The organism is Gilliamella sp. BG7, from assembly GCF_046635565.1.
GTDB lineage: Bacteria > Pseudomonadota > Gammaproteobacteria > Enterobacterales > Orbaceae > Gilliamella > Gilliamella apicola_P.
Genome location: NZ_JBIDFB010000001.1, coordinates 194,819 through 213,218, shown reverse-complemented (window position 1 = coordinate 213,218; position 18,400 = coordinate 194,819). Strand labels below are relative to the sequence as shown.

Genomic DNA, 18,400 nt, shown 5'->3' with positions numbered 1-18,400 from the left:
AATCCTACCAAATATTTTTAATAGGATCTTCTAATAAAATGGCTAAGTTATAAAGTAGTTTGATTTTCTGTAATTGGTTTAATATCTTTCAATACAAATAAGTAGACAAGTGCTCCTATTGCACAAGCACAACCTGAAACTACTAACGCATACATAAATGAGCCTGTTGCACCAATAATATATCCTGTTACAATTGGACCTAATATACCTCCGCAATTTGAAACCGTATTTTGGATCCCGCCTAAAACAGATGTCATATTTCTTGGCGCAACATCGCCTGGTAGGCACCAAATGGCTGAACCAGCAAAAGCAAGACCAATATATGAAATACAAAGCAGAGTCATCATTATGGCTATAGAATTAACTAAACCAGCAAATGAAATTGATGTTGCAATTAACATACCACCGACCAGATTAAGTTTTCTGGCAAGATTAATGTTATCTGTTTTTATGTAAATAAAGTCAGTTAACCAACCTCCAATCCATTGTCCAATGATTCCACATAAAGGCGGTAACATAGCAAGAATGCCCATTTCAGTTAAACTTAAGCCTCGTTCTTTCATTAAATAGGTTGGGAACCAAGTAATAAAAAAGTAGACTGCGTAATTAAGCATAAAAAATCCAATACACATGGCAAGCACATTACGATATTTTAATAATTGATACCATTTCATTGGTTGTATAGTATCTATTCCTTCTTTTTTGATTTGACCGTCACGAATGTATTTTAATTCTTTTGTACTGATGCTAGGGTGTTGTTCTGGGTCTCGATAAACACATAACCACCAAACAACCCAAATAAGCCCTAAAGCTCCACAAATAAAAAACGCAGCATGCCAACCCCAGGCAGCAATAATCCAAACCACAAGAGGCATGGTGAATGCCGTACCAAAACGTGAACCACTATCAAATAGTGCAGTAACGCGTCCTCTTTCTCGATCAGGGAACCATTTTGCTGTAATCCCCCCATTACAAGGATATGCGGCAGCTTCTCCAATCCCCATAAACACCCTAGCAAAAATAAAACCGATAGGAGATGTTGCGAGTGCTGTTGCACCTGTTGCTAAAGACCACCAAGTTACCGAACCTGCAAGAGTTGTTCTTTGTCCAAAACGATCTGCAAGGAATCCAGCAGGAATTTGGCAACATGCATAGCTTAAGAAAAATGCAGACATGATCCATCCCATCGCTTCAGGTGAAATATTTAAATCAATAGCAATAATAGGTGCAGCTGCAGACATTACAGTTCTATCTAAATAATTAATCACAATAGCAAATAACATAAGTATTGCTATATGGAATCGAACACGATTATTTCTTTTAGGCATAAAAAACCTCTTACTATAAATTATTTAATAATATATTCAGTTAGTTATATTTTTTTTGATTAAGATAATAAAGGTTACTAACGAATAAGCCATTTCACTAAAATGGCTACAATTAATAGTAGAGAAAAAATTTATTTAGATAAGGAGTTGTTTGTTCGATTGTGGTCTGGATAATATTTTTCTGTTTTTTATTTGTTTTTTTTATTTATTTATATACCTTTTTGTTAATTTTAACCTATTTTCTTTTTATAAAACTTTTACTTTTTGCATAACTTTTGGTTTTAAATGTATGTTTAAAGCTAAATTCTTAGCTCTGCATATTCAATTGCAGTGGTTCACTTTTTTTAGGATAATTTATGGCAAGCTCATTTTATAATAAATCAAATTATTGTTTTTTTAATGTTGCAGTTTTATATATTCCACTGCAAGCAGTTTCGTCTTTTTATTTTATGCCTTTTTATTTTTTTATTAAAAGATCAACAGTCTTTAGAATTTATAAAGAATAATTGGTTTGGCAAAAATTATAAGTTAAGTTAAAAATTAATTTTGATTATTTTCATTGATACCTATAACCGGATTATCAGAAAAAAGGTAGTGATCTCGCTTGGTTTCAAAATCTTCACTAGTTGCATCAAATAACATTTTTTTTGTGTTTTCTAAATGTTGCCACATAGCTAATTTGGCAGCTTTAGGATCACGGTTGATGAGAGCTTCAAGAATTTTATCATGTTCATCCCACCAGCTATCAATATCTTGATGTTGTATATGTTCATGAAGCTTTTTCCATAAAGGGTTTAGCATTCGTTGTTGCCATGCTTCTTCTACAATTGTTATCAAAGCAGTGTTACGCGTAATCATGGCAATTTGTGTATGGAATTTTAAATCCCAACTAGAATTGCGATAGTGATCTTCTTTTTTCGCGTTATGTTGTATTTCTAATAATTTTACAATGTCATCTTTTGTAATTTGTGTTGCGGCAAACTCAGCAATATTGCTTTCTATTAATTGGCGAGCTTGTAATAGTTCAAAGGGCCCAGTTGTTGCAAAATTTAAACCTTGTGAGTTTGATAATATATTAGTGTTTTGTTGATTATTTGCTATAACATGGATACCTGACCCTTTTCGAGCATCAACGAAACCTTCAACTTCAAGCATTATTATTGCTTCTCTTACAACTGAACGACTAACTTTTAACTCTTCGCATATCAATCTTTCTGACGGTAATTTACTCCCTACTGGATAAATAGCGTTAATAATACGGCTTTTTAGCTCTGTGGCTATAACTTGGTAAAGTCTCTGATGTCCATTTTGTTCTTGGGTCATATTTGATTAAGTCGGTAAGTTGGGTTTAAACCTTAAAATAACATCTAATCGTTTAGAGTTAAACAATCTTACTCTAAATTTTGTAAAAATGCTTATGAGTTACTCAATATGATTAAAGGTCACGTCGGTTTAGCAATTATTTTTAATCCGTGATGTAGGTCAACTTTTAAAGTTATCATACATGTTATTATGCTTCAAAATATTTTATATATGCATGGAGTGTAAAAATGTACAAAACAATAAAAAACCTTCGTTGGTATATGATAGCCTTAGTTACTATTGGAACTATTTTAGGTTACCTTACTCGAAACTCGATTGCAGTTGTAGCTCCAGTTCTTAATGATGTAATGGGATTAACAACACAACAATATTCATATGTTGTTGCGGCTTATTCAGCGTGTTATACCATAATGCAACCGGTTGCTGGTTATGTTCTGGATCTATTGGGTACCAGAATAGGTTATGCTGTTTTTGCTTTATTATGGTCGATATTTTGTATTAGTACTGCATTTTCAGGAAGTTGGATTGGATTAGCCGTTACAAGAGGAGCAGTTGGCGCTTCTGAAGCAGCAATGATTCCAGCTGGATTAAAGGCAACAAGTGAATGGTTTCCTGCCAAAGAAAGATCGATAGCTGTAGGATGGTTCAATTTAGGATCTTCTGTTGGGGCTATGATAGCGCCACCATTAGTAGCGGCAGCAATTTGGTTACATAGTTGGCAATTAGCATTCATAATCTGTGGCATTTTAAGTTTTATTTGGGGATTATTTTGGTTTGTACTTTATCGTCATCCGACCCAACAAAAATATTTATCAGAAGAGGAAAGAAAATATATTTTATTAGGTCAAGAAGTAAGGCATCAAACGTCTAACACTAAAAAGTTACCAACTCATAAGATTCTTACTACTCGTCGTTTTTGGGGAATTGCTTTGCCCAGATTTTTAGCCGAACCTGCATGGGGAACTTTCAATGCTTGGATTCCATTATTTATGTTCACAGCATATGGCTTTGATTTAAAACAAATAGCAATTTTTGCATGGATGCCAATGCTTTTTGCTGATGTCGGATGTGTGTTAGGTGGATACATGTCACCATTTTTCCAAAAGTACTTTAAGGTAAGTTTGATTAATTCCCGCAAATTAGTAGTAACGGTTGGAGCGGTATTAATGATTGGTCCTGGTCTAATAGGCTTGTTTGCAAATCCTTATGTAGCTATCTTTTTATTCTGTATTGGTGGTTTTGCACATCAAGCTTTATCTGGCGCTCTTATTACTTTGTCATCAGATGTTTTTGGGCGAAATGAGGTAGCAACAGCAAATGGTTTTACAGGTATGGCTGCATGGCTTGCAAGTACTATATTTGCCTTAATTGTTGGAGCACTTGCTGATACAGTTGGATTTAGTCCATTGTTTGTGATTTTGACTTGTCTTGATCTTTTGGCCGCTGTCGCTGTTTGGACAATTTTAAAAGTGCCATCAACAAGTGAACAATAATAATTTGTGCTAATAGGCATATATCTATCATTTGCAATTAAATAACTAAATACAGTTAAGGAGAATAATATGAGTTTTTTAACTGAAGATTTTTTATTAGATACCGAATTTTCTCGTCAACTTTATCATAATTATGCTGTTGAGCAGCCGATTTTTGACTACCACTGTCATTTACCCCCTGAGCAAATTGCTCAAGATTATCAATTTAAAAACTTGTATGACATCTGGTTGAAAGGTGATCATTATAAGTGGCGAGCAATGAGAACTAATGGCATTGCTGAAAAATTTTGTACTGGTAAGGATGTAGATGATTTTGAAAAATTTAAGGCTTGGGCTGAAACCGTACCACATACAATTGGTAATCCTTTATATCATTGGACTCATTTAGAGCTTCGCCGACCATTTGGTATTGATAATATTTTATTATCCCCATCAACCGCCGAAACGATTTGGAATAAATGTAATGCAATGTTAGAAACCAAAGCGTTTTCTGCTCGTAGCATTATGAAAAAAATGAATGTCAAAATGGTTGGAACTACTGATGATCCTATTGATGATTTAGTTCATCATAAAACGATTGCACAAGATAGTTCATTTGATATCAAAGTATTACCAAGTTGGCGTCCAGATAAAGCATTTAATATTGATTCCGAATTTTTTGTTACTTACTTGGACAAACTATCTGCGGCTGCCGATATGACGATTTCGAGTTTTCATGTACTTTGCCAAGCGTTATCAAAACGAATGGATCATTTTGAGCAACATGGTTGTAAAGTTTCTGACCATGCTTTAGATACAGTTTTTTATGAAGAAGCTTCAGAAAAAGAATTGAATGCCATCTTAACTAAGCGATTATCTGGCATTGTATTAAGTACTAAAGAAACTGCGCAATTTAAAACAGCCGTACTTATCTTTTTAGGTAGCGAATATAACAAACGAGGTTGGGTACAACAGTATCATATTGGCGCACTACGTAATAATAATTCAAGAATGTTTAATTTGATGGGTGCTGATGTGGGCTTTGATTCAATTAATGATTCACCAATTGCTCAACCACTATCACGATTACTAGATGCGCAAGCAAAACAAAATGCGTTACCTAAAACAATACTCTATTGTTTAAATCCTTCTGATAATGAAATTCTAGGTACGATGATAGGTAATTTTCAGGGAGAAAGTATTTGTGGAAAAATGCAATTTGGTTCAGGATGGTGGTTTAACGATCAGAAAGACGGCATGATTCGTCAAATGACGCAACTTGCTCAACTTGGTTTATTAAGTCGTTTCGTTGGTATGTTGACTGATAGCCGTAGTTTTCTTTCTTATACTCGACACGAATATTTTAGACGCATTTTATGCCGCATGATCGGGCATTGGGTCGAAGATGGAGAAGCTCCTCGTGATATTGAGTTATTAGGTCAAATGGTTAAAAACATTAGTTTTGATAATGCTAAAAATTATTTTGGTATTGAACTGAACTAAAATTAATGTAGTCAAAAAAGATTAATAAAAATAATGGTTATTGTAATGAGGATATTAAATACTAATTTTCCTTCTTCATTATGCCCTACAAGATGATGCGAGTTGGTTAAAACGATTTAAAACTAGTTGGCCTAATATTACTGCAGGTAGAGACAATAGAACAATTAGTACAACTAGTATTAGGAGATAAAAAATACTGGGAACATGACTTAATAAATTTGAACTTGATCACATTTATCCAATAAACCCTTTAAAGCTAAATTTTTAGCTCTGCATACTCAACTGCAGTGGTTCACTCTTTATAGGATAAATTATGGCAAGCGCATTTTATAACAAACCAATTTATTGGTTTGCTTCATGTTACAGTTTTATGTATTACGCTGCAGGTAGTCTCGTCTTTTCATTTTATGCTATATGGCTAAGTAAGGAGATTGGTTTAACGGCAAAACAGACAGGTATTATTTATTCATTTAATTACTTTATTTCATTAATTATTATGATTGTGTATGGTATTTATCAAGATAAATTGGTACTGAAAAAACATCTTATTTGGTTTCAAAGTATTATTATCACATTAGCTGCACCTGCATTAATTTATGTTTATGAACCGTTGCTAAAACATAGTTTTTACATTGGTGTCATTTTTGGTAGTTTCTTTTTAGGCTTTGGTTGGGTTGCAGGAATGGGGTTGATTGACTCTTATTGTGAAAAAATTAGTCGAGCTTTTGATTTTGAGTTTGGTCAATGTCGTACTTGGGGATGTATAGCTTATGCAGTAGGTACTTTTATTGCTGGTATTTTAATTAGTATTAATCCTCATTTTAATTTTTGGGCTGCATCGTTTGTCGGTATCTGCTTTATGATTCTTAATGTTAGTTTTAAGCCCGATTTAAGTAAATCATCAGAAGAAGTGTTCAAAAAAAAGGATAAGTTAAGTTTTAATGAAATTATGTCCGTCTTCACACTAAAAAAGTTTTGGGTATTTGTTATCTATGTACTTGGGACCTATAGTCTTTATAATATTTATGATCAACAGTTATTTCCTGTCTATTTTACTCTGCAATTTGAAGATATTAATGATGGTTATCGTATATATGGCATATTAAATTCATTTCAGGTTTTTTTAGAAGCAGCTGTAATGTTTTTGGTTCCATTTATTGTGAATCGTGTTGGAGCAAAAAATGCTTTGATTTTTGCTGCTTTTATTTCAGCTTCTCGTATTTTCCTTACAGGTCATGTTAATAGTATTACGATTATTTCCGTAATCAAATTGATGCACTGTTTAGAAATATCTACTATTTTAGTCTCGGTATTTAAATATATTGATATTAATTTTAATTCTCGTCTTTCTGCAACTGTTTTTTTGATCGGTTATCAGGTAGCAGGTTCTGTGGGAGTTATTTTGTTTTCGACTTTTGTCGGCGATTTTTATGACACCGCTGGTGCAGCAGCAACTTTCAATAATCTAGGATTAATTGTTTTTGGATTTATGATTTTTGCTATTTTCTTCTTAAGTGGTGAAAAGAAAAATATATGAATAACAAAAATAGTTAAATAAAAATGATTTAGTTTTAACACATTGCATTTAATAAACCTTAGTAAGGATTCACAATGAACATATATGACTCAGTAACACAATTTCACTTTGAACAAACCAGAACTATTTCCCCAGAAAACATGACCGGTGAAAAAGGTCAATCTTGTATGAAGGCAAGCGCTTTAGGCCCAAGCCGTAAAGGGCAAGGATGTATATCAATTGGGGCAGGTGAAACGGTAACTATTGCTGAAATTACAGGGCCAGCAGAGATCCGTCACATGTGGTTTACCTTAACGGATAGAACTCATCGCGGTAGTTTTGTGCTACGTGATGTTGTTATTCGTATTTATTGGGATGATGAAAAAAAACCTTCCGTTGAAAGTCCAATTGGTGATTTTTTTTGTAATGGCTTTGGCGCAAGATGTGATATTAACTCAATGCCAATTGTGGTTAATCCAACAGGGGGATTTAACTGTTACTTTAGAATGCCTTTTAATAAAAAAGCAAGAATTGAAATTCAAAATGAACATGAAGCAGATTTACAGCATTTCTTTTTCACCATTAATTATGCTTTAATGCCACAGCCATTTGAAACACCACTCTATTTTCATGCTCAGTGGCGCAGACAACGAGTGACTAATTATGCTGAAGATTATGTATTATTAGATAATATCAAAGGTTATGGCTATTATGTTGGTACTTATTTAGCATTAACGGCTTTGGAGCGTTATTGGTGGGGAGAAGGCGAATTTAAGTTCTATCTTGATGATGATAGCGAATATCCAACCCAACACTCAACAGGCTCTGAAGACTATTTTGGTGGGGCATGGGCATTCCATAATCGTGATAGTCAAGGGCACCCATCAGCTAAATGTTTTCAAACGTTATTTATGGGTTACCCTTATCAGACTAATCGTGATGCAACGCGTGACTTTTTTCAAACAGGAGATGCGAATCCTGTTCACGGTTTTGGCGATGATGCTCTACCTATGCATGGTTTATATCGTTGGCATTTACCTGATCCTATTGCCTTTCATAAAAATATCAAACTTGCCTTTCAACAAATAGGTAATGATGATATAAGATTATATGAGCGTTGTGATGATATTGCGAGTGTTGCATATTGGTATCAAAATCCATCAGTTAATTGCAACCCAACATTTCCTAACAAGCAACAACGCACTCCTCGTTGATATAAAAGGAGATTGCGATATTTATGGCGAGTAATAAATTAAAAATCAAGGATATTGCTCGTTTGGCTGGCGTATCAGCAACGACCGTCAGTCATATTTTTAATAAACGAGATAAAAAATATCGTATTTCGCCACAAACACGACAACGTGTATTATTCATTGCTGAACAATATAGCGACCAATCACATATTCGTCGATATCTAGTTAAGGCCAATAGTACCAATACTATAGGTGTGATAGTGCCAGATATGTCCAATTCTTTTTTTTCCATGTTTTTGCACTATTTAGAAGCTTCATTTAGGCAGAAAAAGATACAATTATTAATAACATGTAGTCATTATAATAAGGAAGAAGAAATAAAAGTTGCACAAAACTTAATTGAAAGAAAAGTAGATGCAATGATTGTTGTTACTTCATTAGATAGCGATGAATTTTATATTAGTATTAATCAAAATACCCCAGTATTATTTTTCGATCGTTATCTCAAAGATACGCTATTACCGTTTATTACTAGCGAATCATTGCATTCTGTAGCTGAGCTAATTCAACCGTATGCTCGGCAATTAGATGAATTTTATTTTATTGGTTGTGATACTCAGTTAACTTCCATTGGAGCTAGGCTTAAGGGATTTAAACAGGGACTTAAAAATGTGGGTTTAACCATTAATCCACAATGGTTAGTAAGTGATCGGTATTGTCCCAATAAAGGATATGAATTACTCAAAAATCTTCACATAAAATTGGGCAGACTACCGAAGGCTATTTTTACTCCTTCGTGCAATTTACTACAAGAAGTACTGAATTATTTAGTTGAAGTGGAAGCCAAACCACAACAGATCCGTTTATGTTCTTATGATTATAATGTTTATCTTAATTATTCTTATTACCCGATTGATGCTATTGCACAGGATTTTCAATGTATGGCTCATACATGTGTTGATGTAATTGATAATTTGCTAAATTTTAAACAATTAGAAAACAATGCATTTTTTATCAAGCCACAAATTATTCGCCACCGTTAAAGATATACTCTACTAAGTAACAATATATTAAATATAACAGCACATTACCGATTTGCGTTTTTCATAATACGTGCTTTATCAACTTGCCATTGGCGTTCTTTAATATCGGTACGTTTATCGTATTCTTTTTTACCTTTGGCAACACCAATTTTTACTTTTGCCCATGCATTTTTCCAATATAACGAAAGGGCAACAACCGTATAGCCTTGGCGGTTAATCTGACCAAATAATGAGTTGAGTTCACGCTCATTTAGCAGTAACTTACGATTACGCATAGGTTCACAAATAACATGTGTTGAAGCAACATTTAATGGCGTAATAGTTGCACCAAATAACCATGCTTCACCATCTTTAAGTAAAACATAGCTATCGCTAATATTTACTTTACCTGCACGGAGTGATTTTACCTCCCAACCTTGCAGGGATAATCCCGCCTCAATTTCCTCTTCAATAAAGTACTCATGGCGTGCGCGTTTATTTAATGCAATAGTTGCCGATCCCGGCTTGTGTGATTTTTTCTTAGTCATAATGTGCGTTATTATAGAGTTACGTGATATTATATGCTACTAATTTTAACTTTTTATTTTATTATTATGGCGCATGTTTTTCACGAAGTTATCGAGCCTTACTCAATTGAACAAATGTTTGCTTTAGTTAATGATATAGAGAAATATCCAGAATTTATTCCTGATTGTATCGCATCTGGTATTATTAGAAAACAAGATAATATTATGGCTGCATTTATTGAGGTTGAAAAGTTCGGTTTTAAAAAATCTTTTACTACATTAAATAGAGCCAATGAACCTAACTCAATTGATATGACTCTTTTAGAAGGCCCGTTTAAACAATTATCGGGTCGTTGGCAATTTGTTAAAATTACTGAAAACCAAAGCAAAATTAGTTTTAATTTAGATTTTGAGTTCAAAAATAAATTATTAGATATGACTTTTACCCCTGTATTTAAAGAAATCATGACTAGTATGGTTAATGCGTTTTCAAAAAGAGCAAGGCAGATTTATTAAAATGATCAATATTCAAGTTGTTTATGCGTTACCGAATAATTCGACAGTAATTAACTGTAATGTTGATGAGCAAACGAATGTCTTGCAAGCAATTACAAAATCCAATATCTTATCGTTATGTCAGATTAAACTAGATGAGCATTTAATCGGCATCTATGGAAAACGTTGTGATCTTAATGAATTGGTTAAAAATGGCGATCGTATTGAAATATATCGCCCTTTAATCAATGATCCTAAAGAAATAAGACGAAGAAAAGCTGCACAAAAAAATTATGGCTAAAGGTAAAGGATATTAAATGCATAATCTGTTAATTGAAAAGATTGAAACTTTATGCAAAAAACGTGGTATTAAACTGACAACGCAGCGTCGAACAGTTTTAGATATTATGTTAACGGCAAATAAAGCAATGAGTGCCTATGATCTTTTAGATCTACTCAAACTAAGCGAACCTCAAGCTAAACCTCCCACAATTTATCGTGCACTTGAATTCTTGCTTGAACAAGGTTTTATCCATAAAGTGGAATCTTCTAATAGCTATATTATTTGTCCACATTTTCAAGACCCTGAACATATTTCAATTTTATTTATTTGCGATAAATGTCAGCGAATCACTGAAAAACACTCACAAAATATTGAATATCAATTTAAACAGTTAGCACAGCAAAGTGATTTTTTAATCAAACATAGTGTGCTTGAAATACACGGATTTTGTCAGCAGTGTCAACCTTAATTGTTGTTCTTTGGCTAATTAATATTGCCTGCGATACTGTTGGGCAAATTGCATTTAAGTATGCCGCAATTACTTCAAAAAATAAGCAAGGTTTACATTATTGGCAAAAATTAATTAGTAATTTTTGGCTTTGGTTGGGGTTTGGTACATATTTTATCGGTTTTATTTTTTGGCTAGCTTTTTTAAGTAAAGTGCCTTTATCGCAAGGTATTTTACTAGGTTCATTTAATATCATTACTGTTATGTTAGCTGGGCGTATCTTATTTCAAGAGCACCTTACTTTATTCCGTATCATTGGTATATTTTTTATTACTACTGGCGTAGTTTTAGTGGGGCTTACATAATGAAAAAATTTTATATTATTGGATTTTTTTTACTATTATTTTTTGATACATTTGGTCAAACAAGCTTTAAATTAACTGCAATATCAGCTATGCCATTTGAAATAAGTATTGATTGGTTAATTCGTATTTTTTCTTATGGTTGGGCTTATTTAGTTATACTTGGCTATACAGGAGCATTTGTCACTTGGATGGTATTATTAAAAAAAGCCCCAGTGGGTCCGGCTTTTGCTGCTTCTCATTTACAAGTGGTTACAGTAATGTTGGTCTCGGTTATTGTTTTTGATGAGCAAATTACATTGAAGCGCATGCTTGGTGGGGTAGCTATCATTATAGGTATTGTTTTTTTAGCTCTAGCAGAGCAAAAATTACAGCATAAATCCTAAAGTTACCTCTTTTATACTGAAACATAGTGTTTCCTGAAACTTTTTAACAATAGAGCAATACTTCTAATTTGTTGAATTTAGCAATTGATCAGTTTGAGTTTATCTTATTTAGTGGAAATAATATGTCCTAATAAGCATATTAATTTCCAACCTTATAATTATTAATTTAGAATATTACTTATCGTAAAGATTTATTTTAATGAAAATTATTTCATGATTATTTAAATTCGGTCACGCTCAAGGATAACTATGTGAGCTTCTCGATTCCAGAATAAGAACAAGCGGCGTATCTCTCTTTCCATCGTTACTACGTGCCAGCCTGCTTCAGCATTTCTATTTAACAACTCGGTAAATCTAACAGGATTAACATTAGCTACTCCCAAAAACAATGAGGAAAAGCCGTTTTCTTGATAAATAACTACCTTATATTCTTTCATAATAATTAAACCTCCAAGACTTTCTTAAATTAACATTATATATTTTTTAAACTTTAGTATCTAGAACATAACAATTTGTTTTTTATTTAAAAATAGTTAGGTTTAATTTTTTTATTCTTTAGTTGTTAACCATTTTTATTATTATTATCAATATCCCATAGGTGTAGGAATTACTCGTGTTGTTTACGGTAAATTTGAAAAACTGCTGTAATAAATATACAAAAAATATCCTTATTGACTTAGCTAAACGCCTTATGAATTTTTAGAGGATTATTTTAATCATGAGGTGTAAACAACTCGGCGTTTTCCTACAAATAAATTTAGTAAAAAGTTCATTATGGAAGATTTGAGTTTCTCTAATCTTAATATATTAGTTGATAAATTTTCGATTCAGTTACATGTAACTTAGATTACACCATGAAAATAATTATCATCATATGTATTCTGGACAAATCAATAGTTGTGAATACTCCATAGATAATTAGTGCAAAACTTGCGTAGAAAATTACGTTGCCTGTTTTAGTGTTTTATATTCAATGGGAGTTTGTTAAATTGCTACAAACAATGCGAGCAATTCCTACAAATTAGATCTGTTTATCTAAGTTCTTTAGCATCTCAATAATTGGTCTATTAGCATCTGGAAACTCATCAGCATTCAGATCTTCTTGGTCAACCCAACGACTTGGTTGGCCTTCTTTAGCAAAAGGGACTCCATCCCACTCTTCAACTAAATATGCATGAATTGTAATATCGCGATCATCATAATTGTGGTTAAAGGTATCTAAAAATTGGGCTTGGTGGATATGGATGTCAACTTCTTCAGCGATTTCGCGTTGTAATGTTTGATATGGCGTTTCTCCGGTCTCGATTTTTCCACCAGGAAACTCCCAAAAACCAGCAAGATGAGAGTCTTCTCCGCGTTGGGTGATAAATATTTGACAATTTTGTGAACGAATAATACCTACAGCAATTTCAATATGTTTATTCATAATTCTATTTGCCTATGAGTAAAATTTTGGGGGAAAGTTGTGACTTTCCCTTTCAACCTATTGTCGATCTTAATCGACGATTTAAGTATCAAATTTGTTTGATGATACTAAATTTTTTCCTTACTGAACAGCACCATGGCAATGTTTATATTTTTTACCTGAACCACAGGGGCATGGATCATTACGACCAACTTTGGCTTGAGTTCGTACTATTGGTTGCGAAGAAGCTCCTGCTGATAGTTCTTCATTTTCGCCATTTATACTCGCTACCGAATCATGGTTAGCTTGTTGTTTGGCCATTAGTTTTTCCATTTCTGCTAGGCGTTGGCGTTCAGCTTCGTCAACTTCTTCTTGTGAGCGAATTTGTACGCGACTCAAAATACCAATAACATCATATTTTAATGATTCTAGCATGTTAGCAAACATATTAAATGATTCACGTTTATATTCCTGTTTTGGATCTTTTTGTGCATAGCCGCGCAAATGAATACCTTGGCGTAAATAATCCATAGCTGCTAAATGTTCTTTCCAAAGCGTATCAAGTGTTTGTAACATAACACTTTTCTCGAAATGTCTAAATGCTTCAGCTCCAGCCATGTTTTCTTTTTCTAAATATTTGTCTTGAGCAATTTGTAAGATTCGTTCACGCAATGTTTCTTCGTGCAGATTTTGCTCTTCATCTAGCCATTTTGCGACCGGTAAATCCAAGTCAAAGTCTGTTTTTAGCGCAGTTTCAAGACCTGGTATATTCCACATATCTTCAATTGATTGTGGTGGAATGTATTGGTCAATTAGAGTGTTAAATACATCACCTCGAATTGAATCAATGGTATCCTTTATATCGGTATTATCAAGTAAGCCGTTTCGTTCTCGGTAAATTACTTTACGTTGATCGTTGGCGACATCATCATATTCAAGAAGTTGTTTACGAATATCAAAGTTGCGACTTTCAACTTTCTTTTGAGCATTGGCAATGGCTTTTGTGACCCATGGGTGTTCAATAGCTTCACCTTCTTTCATACCCAATTTACGCATCATATTACCCATACGATCAGAGGCGAAAATTCTCATCAATGGATCTTCCAGTGATAGATAAAAGCGTGAAGCGCCAGGGTCACCTTGACGTCCTGCACGACCTCGTAGTTGGTTGTCGATACGGCGTGACTCGTGACGTTCAGTACCTAAAATATAAAGTCCACCTAACTCAATCACTTCTTCGTGTTTTGTTTGCCAAGCTTGTTTCGCTTTTTCGATGTCTTCTTGTGTTGGATTTTCAATTTTTGCTATATCATTTTGCCAGTTACCACCGAGCATAATATCAGTACCACGACCAGCCATGTTGGTTGCAATAGTAACTGCACCTTTACTCCCTGCATTAGCAATGATTTCTGCTTCTTGAGCATGGAATTTAGCATTTAGGACATTATGTTTGATACCTGCTTTTTTAAATGCTTGTGAAACTAATTCTGATTTTTCGATTGATGCTGTTCCGACTAAAACAGGTTGACCGCGTTTTACACATTCTTGTACATCAGCTACAATTGCATTTATCTTTTCCTTTTCGGTCATATAGACAAGGTCGGATTGATCTTTTCGTTGCATTGGGCGATTAGTTGGAATAACAATCGTATCTAAACCATAAATTTGGTTAAACTCAAATGCTTCAGTGTCAGCAGTACCTGTCATGCCAGCTAGTTTTTCATATAAACGGAAATAGTTTTGGAAAGTAATTGAAGCCAGTGTTTGGTTCTCATTTTGGATTTTAACGTGCTCTTTTGCTTCAACAGCTTGATGTAAACCATCAGACCAACGTCGACCATCCATTGTTCTTCCAGTATGTTCGTCAACGATGATAATTTCGTTATCTCTGACAATATAATCAACGTCGCGATGGAATAGGTGGTGAGCGCGTAGGGCTGCATTAACGTGATGCATCAATACGATATTGCTCGGCGCATAAAGTGACTCATCACCTTTCATGATACCTTGTTTTATCAGTAATTCTTCAACTTTAACTAAGCCTCGTTCTGTTAAGTTAACTTGGCGAGATTTTTCATCAATTGAGAAGTCACCATCACCTTGGAACTGGTCAGAGTCTTCTTTTTCTTGACGGGTCAAGTAAGGAATGATTTTATCAACGCTAATATATCTGTCGGAACTATCTTCCGCTTGACCTGAAATAATCAGAGGTGTTCTTGCTTCATCAATTAAAATTGAGTCAACTTCATCGACTAAGGCGTAATGTAATGGACGTTGTACTCGAGCATCTTTGGTAAATACCATATTATCGCGTAGGTAGTCGAAACCATATTCATTATTGGTACCATAGGTGATATCTGCGTTGTAAGCCTCACGTTTTATGTGTGCGGGCATATTTGGTAGGTTAATCCCTACAGTTAAGCCCAAAAATTCGAATAAAGGACGATTATTTTCAGCGTCTCGCTGCGCTAAGTAATCATTAACCGTAACAACGTGTACACCTTTACCTGTTAGTGCATTTAAGTAGGCAGGTAATGTCGCTGTTAAAGTTTTACCTTCACCCGTACGCATTTCAGCAATGCAACGTTCATTTAATACCATACCACCGATTAACTGCACATCAAAATGACGCATGCCAAATACACGTTTACTCGCTTCACGTACCACTGCGAAAGCTTCTTCTAAAATATCATCTAATTGGGTTCCAGAGGCAATCCTGTCTTTAAATTCTGTAGTTTTTGCTTTTAGTTCATCATCAGTTAATGCTTCTATGTCTGGTTCAAGTGCATTAATTTTTTCAACTCGTTTACGCATACTTTTTAATATGCGCTCATTGCGGCTACCAAATACTTTTGTCAATAATTTTAATAACATAACTTTTCTCTTGTTTTTTCTATACGGATCTAGGGCATTAGCCTTATATAAAAATTAATTTTATTTGCGTGATAATATCATTAAGCGGTAGCTATAGGTCCGGCTCGTATGCCGTTATAGGGAGATAGTCGGATAACTTTACTTGGTGAAAGCTCAATATAATTGGGTCTGATAAAAAGTGCTACAATACATTGCTTTTGTAACTGCGGTAGCGTTTGGGATTTTTTTCGATCTACTTCTTTGTGATCTTGCACAATAGATGCAATTGCAATAATTCCAATTTGCGAAACTGAAGATTCTGTAGGAAGTGCATTGTGTTGGCATAAACTGAACACAGTAGCAATCACACCTAATAATAAGTGCGGGAAAGCGGTTTTAATAATTAAGCATTTGCTAAGTTTTTGCCAATAATTAGTGATTACCATAATAGCAATATGTTAGCATTTTTTGTCAAAATGAAAAACAATTATTATAAAGATGTAATTTTTGATTATACTGATTATACTATAGATAAACATTTCAGTATTTTCTATAAACATGCACTATTTTCGTTTATAGCATGAGTTGACGGTTGAAAAAAGGATAATAACAAAAGAAAGCAACCGCCGTATAAGTTGAGAGCGGCAAGGGGCAACAAAAATTCACAGCTTATATTTTTACTTAGATAACAAAATATTTCTCGAACGCAAAAATTTTAATAAAATAAACCATATAAATGAAGCTTTTTTAGTGAATAATTGTTATAAATTGCTTGGATAACAATACAATAAATTAAGCATTAAAAACCCGCTGTTTTAAAGCGGGCTTGTTTTTTATTTAAAGTAATTTTTATTTAAAGCAAGATAGTCGCTAAATCTCTAAGTAATCTAAGATACCTTCAGCCGCTTTGCGACCTTCGCTAATGGCAGTGACAACTAGATCAGAACCACGAACAGCATCGCCACCAGCAAAGATTTTTGGATTGGTGGTTTGGTAGCTGTTAGCTTCGGGTGCGATGATTTTGCCTTGTGGGTCAAATTCGACACCATGCTGAGCAAGCCAAGGCATGGCATGTGGTTTGAATCCAAAAGCCATAATTACTGCATCGGCAGGAAGAATAAATTCAGAACCTTCGATAATTACTGGCGAGCGTCGTCCTTTTGCATCTGGCTCGCCGAGTTCTGTCCTTACCATTTTTATGCCTGTTACTTGTCCTGTACTGTTAATTTCAATGCTGAGAGGTTGTACGTTAAATTGGAACTGTGTGCCTTCTTCTTTGGCGTTTTTGACTTCTCGTTTTGAGCCCGGCATGTTGGCTTCGTCTCGGCGATAAGCACAAGTAACTTCAGTTGCACCTTGACGAATAGATGTTCGTACACAGTCCATTGCAGTATCACCACCACCTAATACCACAACACGTTTGTTTTTCATGTCAATGTATGGGGTATCTTGGGTTTGCGCATGTTTCATTATGTGTTTAGTGTTGGCAATTAAAAATGGTAAGGCATCATAAACGCCGTTGGCGTCTTCGTTTTGAAGACCCGCTCGCATTGATTGATAAGTTCCAGCACCCACAAAAACCGCATCAAATTCGTTGATTAAGTCGGTTAATTGTACCGTTTTACCGACCTCAGTATTTAGACGGAACTCAATGCCCATTTCAGTAAAAATATGTCTTCGGTTGATTAATACTTCTTTATCAAGTTTAAACGCTGGGATGCCAAAGGTGAGTAGTCCACCAATTTCAGGGTGACGGTCAAACACTACTGGCGTTACGCCATTGCGGACTAAGACATCGGCACAAGCAAGGCCAGCAGGACCAGCACCAATAACTGCAACTTTCAATCCTGTTTTTTCGACGTTTGATAAATTAGGTTTCCAACCCATTCTAAAGGCTTCATCAGTAATATAACGCTCTATATTACCTATGGTAACTGCGCCAAATTCAGCATTTAAAGTACAAGAGCCTTCGCAAAGGCGATCTTGTGGGCAAACTCGGCCACAAACTTCAGGCAGGCTGTTGGTTTGATGTGAGAGTTCAACCGCTTCTAATATTTTGCCTTCATTAACCAGTTTTAACCAATTGGGTATATAGTTATGCACAGGGCATTTCCATTCACAATATGGGTTGCCACAAGCAAGGCAACGATCAGCCTGCGCTTGTGATTGTGGAGCAGAAAATCCTTCATAAATTTCAACAAATTCAATTTTGCGAATGTTTAACGATTTTTTAGGCGGATCAACACGTTGTAAATCGATAAATTGATAAACATTTTGGCTCATT

The 18,400-nt window shown here is 34.5% G+C and carries 18 protein-coding genes; 10 read left to right on the top strand and 8 right to left on the bottom strand.

The genetic code is table 11. The features are described from left to right. Nucleotides 1-47 precede the first annotated feature (47 nt). Entirely contained in the window at nucleotides 48-1,328 is a 1,281-nt protein-coding gene (locus tag ACGH49_RS00935; protein ID WP_411587896.1) for an MFS transporter, read from the bottom strand. Between the two features lie 540 nt (nucleotides 1,329-1,868). Then, nucleotides 1,869-2,651, bottom strand: coding sequence for a transcriptional regulator ExuR (gene exuR, locus ACGH49_RS00930; RefSeq protein ID WP_065608742.1), 783 nt, complete (start codon nucleotides 2,649-2,651; stop codon nucleotides 1,869-1,871). Nucleotides 2,652-2,878: 227 nt separating this feature from the next. Between exuR and ACGH49_RS00925 the strand changes: the two genes are divergently transcribed. From ACGH49_RS00925 to ACGH49_RS00905, 5 genes are all read left to right on the top strand, one after another. Beyond that, nucleotides 2,879-4,144, top strand: a complete 1,266-nt coding sequence (locus tag ACGH49_RS00925) for an MFS transporter (RefSeq protein ID WP_411587895.1) — start codon at nucleotides 2,879-2,881, stop codon at nucleotides 4,142-4,144. A gap of 69 nt (nucleotides 4,145-4,213) precedes the next feature. Beyond that, nucleotides 4,214-5,626 (top strand): glucuronate isomerase, encoded by a 1,413-nt coding sequence (gene uxaC, locus ACGH49_RS00920; RefSeq protein WP_411587893.1) that lies wholly within the window; start codon nucleotides 4,214-4,216, stop codon nucleotides 5,624-5,626. 313 nt (nucleotides 5,627-5,939) lie between these two features. Beyond that, nucleotides 5,940-7,163: an oligosaccharide MFS transporter gene (locus ACGH49_RS00915; RefSeq protein WP_065608739.1), complete on the top strand. Its 1,224-nt coding sequence runs from the start codon at nucleotides 5,940-5,942 to the stop codon at nucleotides 7,161-7,163. Nucleotides 7,164-7,237: 74 nt separating this feature from the next. Further along, on the top strand, nucleotides 7,238-8,356 hold the full coding sequence (locus ACGH49_RS00910) for a glycoside hydrolase family 172 protein (RefSeq protein WP_065608738.1): 1,119 nt from the start codon (nucleotides 7,238-7,240) through the stop codon (nucleotides 8,354-8,356). 23 nt (nucleotides 8,357-8,379) lie between these two features. After that, entirely contained in the window at nucleotides 8,380-9,378 is a 999-nt protein-coding gene (locus tag ACGH49_RS00905) for a LacI family DNA-binding transcriptional regulator (protein ID WP_065608737.1), read from the top strand. Between the two features lie 44 nt (nucleotides 9,379-9,422). On the opposite strand, the gene smpB is transcribed toward ACGH49_RS00905, so the two are convergent. Then, the gene (gene smpB / locus ACGH49_RS00900) at nucleotides 9,423-9,905 is read right to left on the bottom strand and encodes an SsrA-binding protein SmpB (protein WP_034913656.1); all 483 of its coding nucleotides are present in this window, start codon (nucleotides 9,903-9,905) and stop codon (nucleotides 9,423-9,425) included. A gap of 33 nt (nucleotides 9,906-9,938) precedes the next feature. Here smpB and ACGH49_RS00895 point away from each other — a divergent pair, with 33 nt between their 5' ends. From ACGH49_RS00895 to ACGH49_RS00875, 5 genes are read left to right on the top strand one after another with little or no spacing between them, the layout of a single operon-like run. Beyond that, nucleotides 9,939-10,400 (top strand): type II toxin-antitoxin system RatA family toxin, encoded by a 462-nt coding sequence (locus ACGH49_RS00895; RefSeq protein ID WP_051634262.1) that lies wholly within the window; start codon nucleotides 9,939-9,941, stop codon nucleotides 10,398-10,400. A gap of 1 nt (nucleotide 10,401) precedes the next feature. Beyond that, complete coding sequence (locus ACGH49_RS00890) at nucleotides 10,402-10,680, top strand: RnfH family protein (protein WP_065560477.1); 279 nt, start codon at nucleotides 10,402-10,404, stop codon at nucleotides 10,678-10,680. Between the two features lie 16 nt (nucleotides 10,681-10,696). After that, a complete protein-coding gene (gene zur, locus ACGH49_RS00885) occupies nucleotides 10,697-11,131 on the top strand; it encodes a zinc uptake transcriptional repressor Zur (RefSeq protein ID WP_065560478.1) in 435 nt (144 codons plus the stop codon). Then, nucleotides 11,119-11,475 (top strand): EamA family transporter, encoded by a 357-nt coding sequence (locus tag ACGH49_RS00880; protein WP_065608736.1) that lies wholly within the window; start codon nucleotides 11,119-11,121, stop codon nucleotides 11,473-11,475. The genes zur and ACGH49_RS00880 overlap by 13 nt, the downstream gene beginning before the upstream one ends. Next, entirely contained in the window at nucleotides 11,475-11,858 is a 384-nt protein-coding gene (locus ACGH49_RS00875; RefSeq protein WP_065608735.1) for a DMT family transporter, read from the top strand. The genes ACGH49_RS00880 and ACGH49_RS00875 overlap by 1 nt, the downstream gene beginning before the upstream one ends. 221 nt (nucleotides 11,859-12,079) lie before the next feature. On the opposite strand, the gene ACGH49_RS00870 is transcribed toward ACGH49_RS00875, so the two are convergent. From ACGH49_RS00870 to ACGH49_RS00850, 5 genes are all read right to left on the bottom strand, one after another. Then, nucleotides 12,080-12,295 carry a DUF4177 domain-containing protein gene (locus tag ACGH49_RS00870; protein ID WP_411587890.1) on the bottom strand — a complete coding sequence of 72 codons (216 nt, stop codon included), beginning with the start codon at nucleotides 12,293-12,295 and terminating at the stop codon, nucleotides 12,080-12,082. 584 nt (nucleotides 12,296-12,879) lie between these two features. Beyond that, on the bottom strand, nucleotides 12,880-13,284 hold the full coding sequence (gene mutT, locus ACGH49_RS00865) for an 8-oxo-dGTP diphosphatase MutT (RefSeq protein WP_065608733.1): 405 nt from the start codon (nucleotides 13,282-13,284) through the stop codon (nucleotides 12,880-12,882). Nucleotides 13,285-13,404: 120 nt separating this feature from the next. Next, entirely contained in the window at nucleotides 13,405-16,137 is a 2,733-nt protein-coding gene (secA, locus tag ACGH49_RS00860) for a preprotein translocase subunit SecA (RefSeq protein WP_411587889.1), read from the bottom strand. Between the two features lie 80 nt (nucleotides 16,138-16,217). Continuing rightward, nucleotides 16,218-16,562, bottom strand: a complete 345-nt coding sequence (locus ACGH49_RS00855; RefSeq protein WP_411587887.1) for a hypothetical protein — start codon at nucleotides 16,560-16,562, stop codon at nucleotides 16,218-16,220. Nucleotides 16,563-16,986: 424 nt separating this feature from the next. Then, entirely contained in the window at nucleotides 16,987-18,399 is a 1,413-nt protein-coding gene (locus ACGH49_RS00850) for an FAD-dependent oxidoreductase (protein WP_411587885.1), read from the bottom strand. Between the last annotated feature and the right edge of the window lies 1 nt (nucleotide 18,400).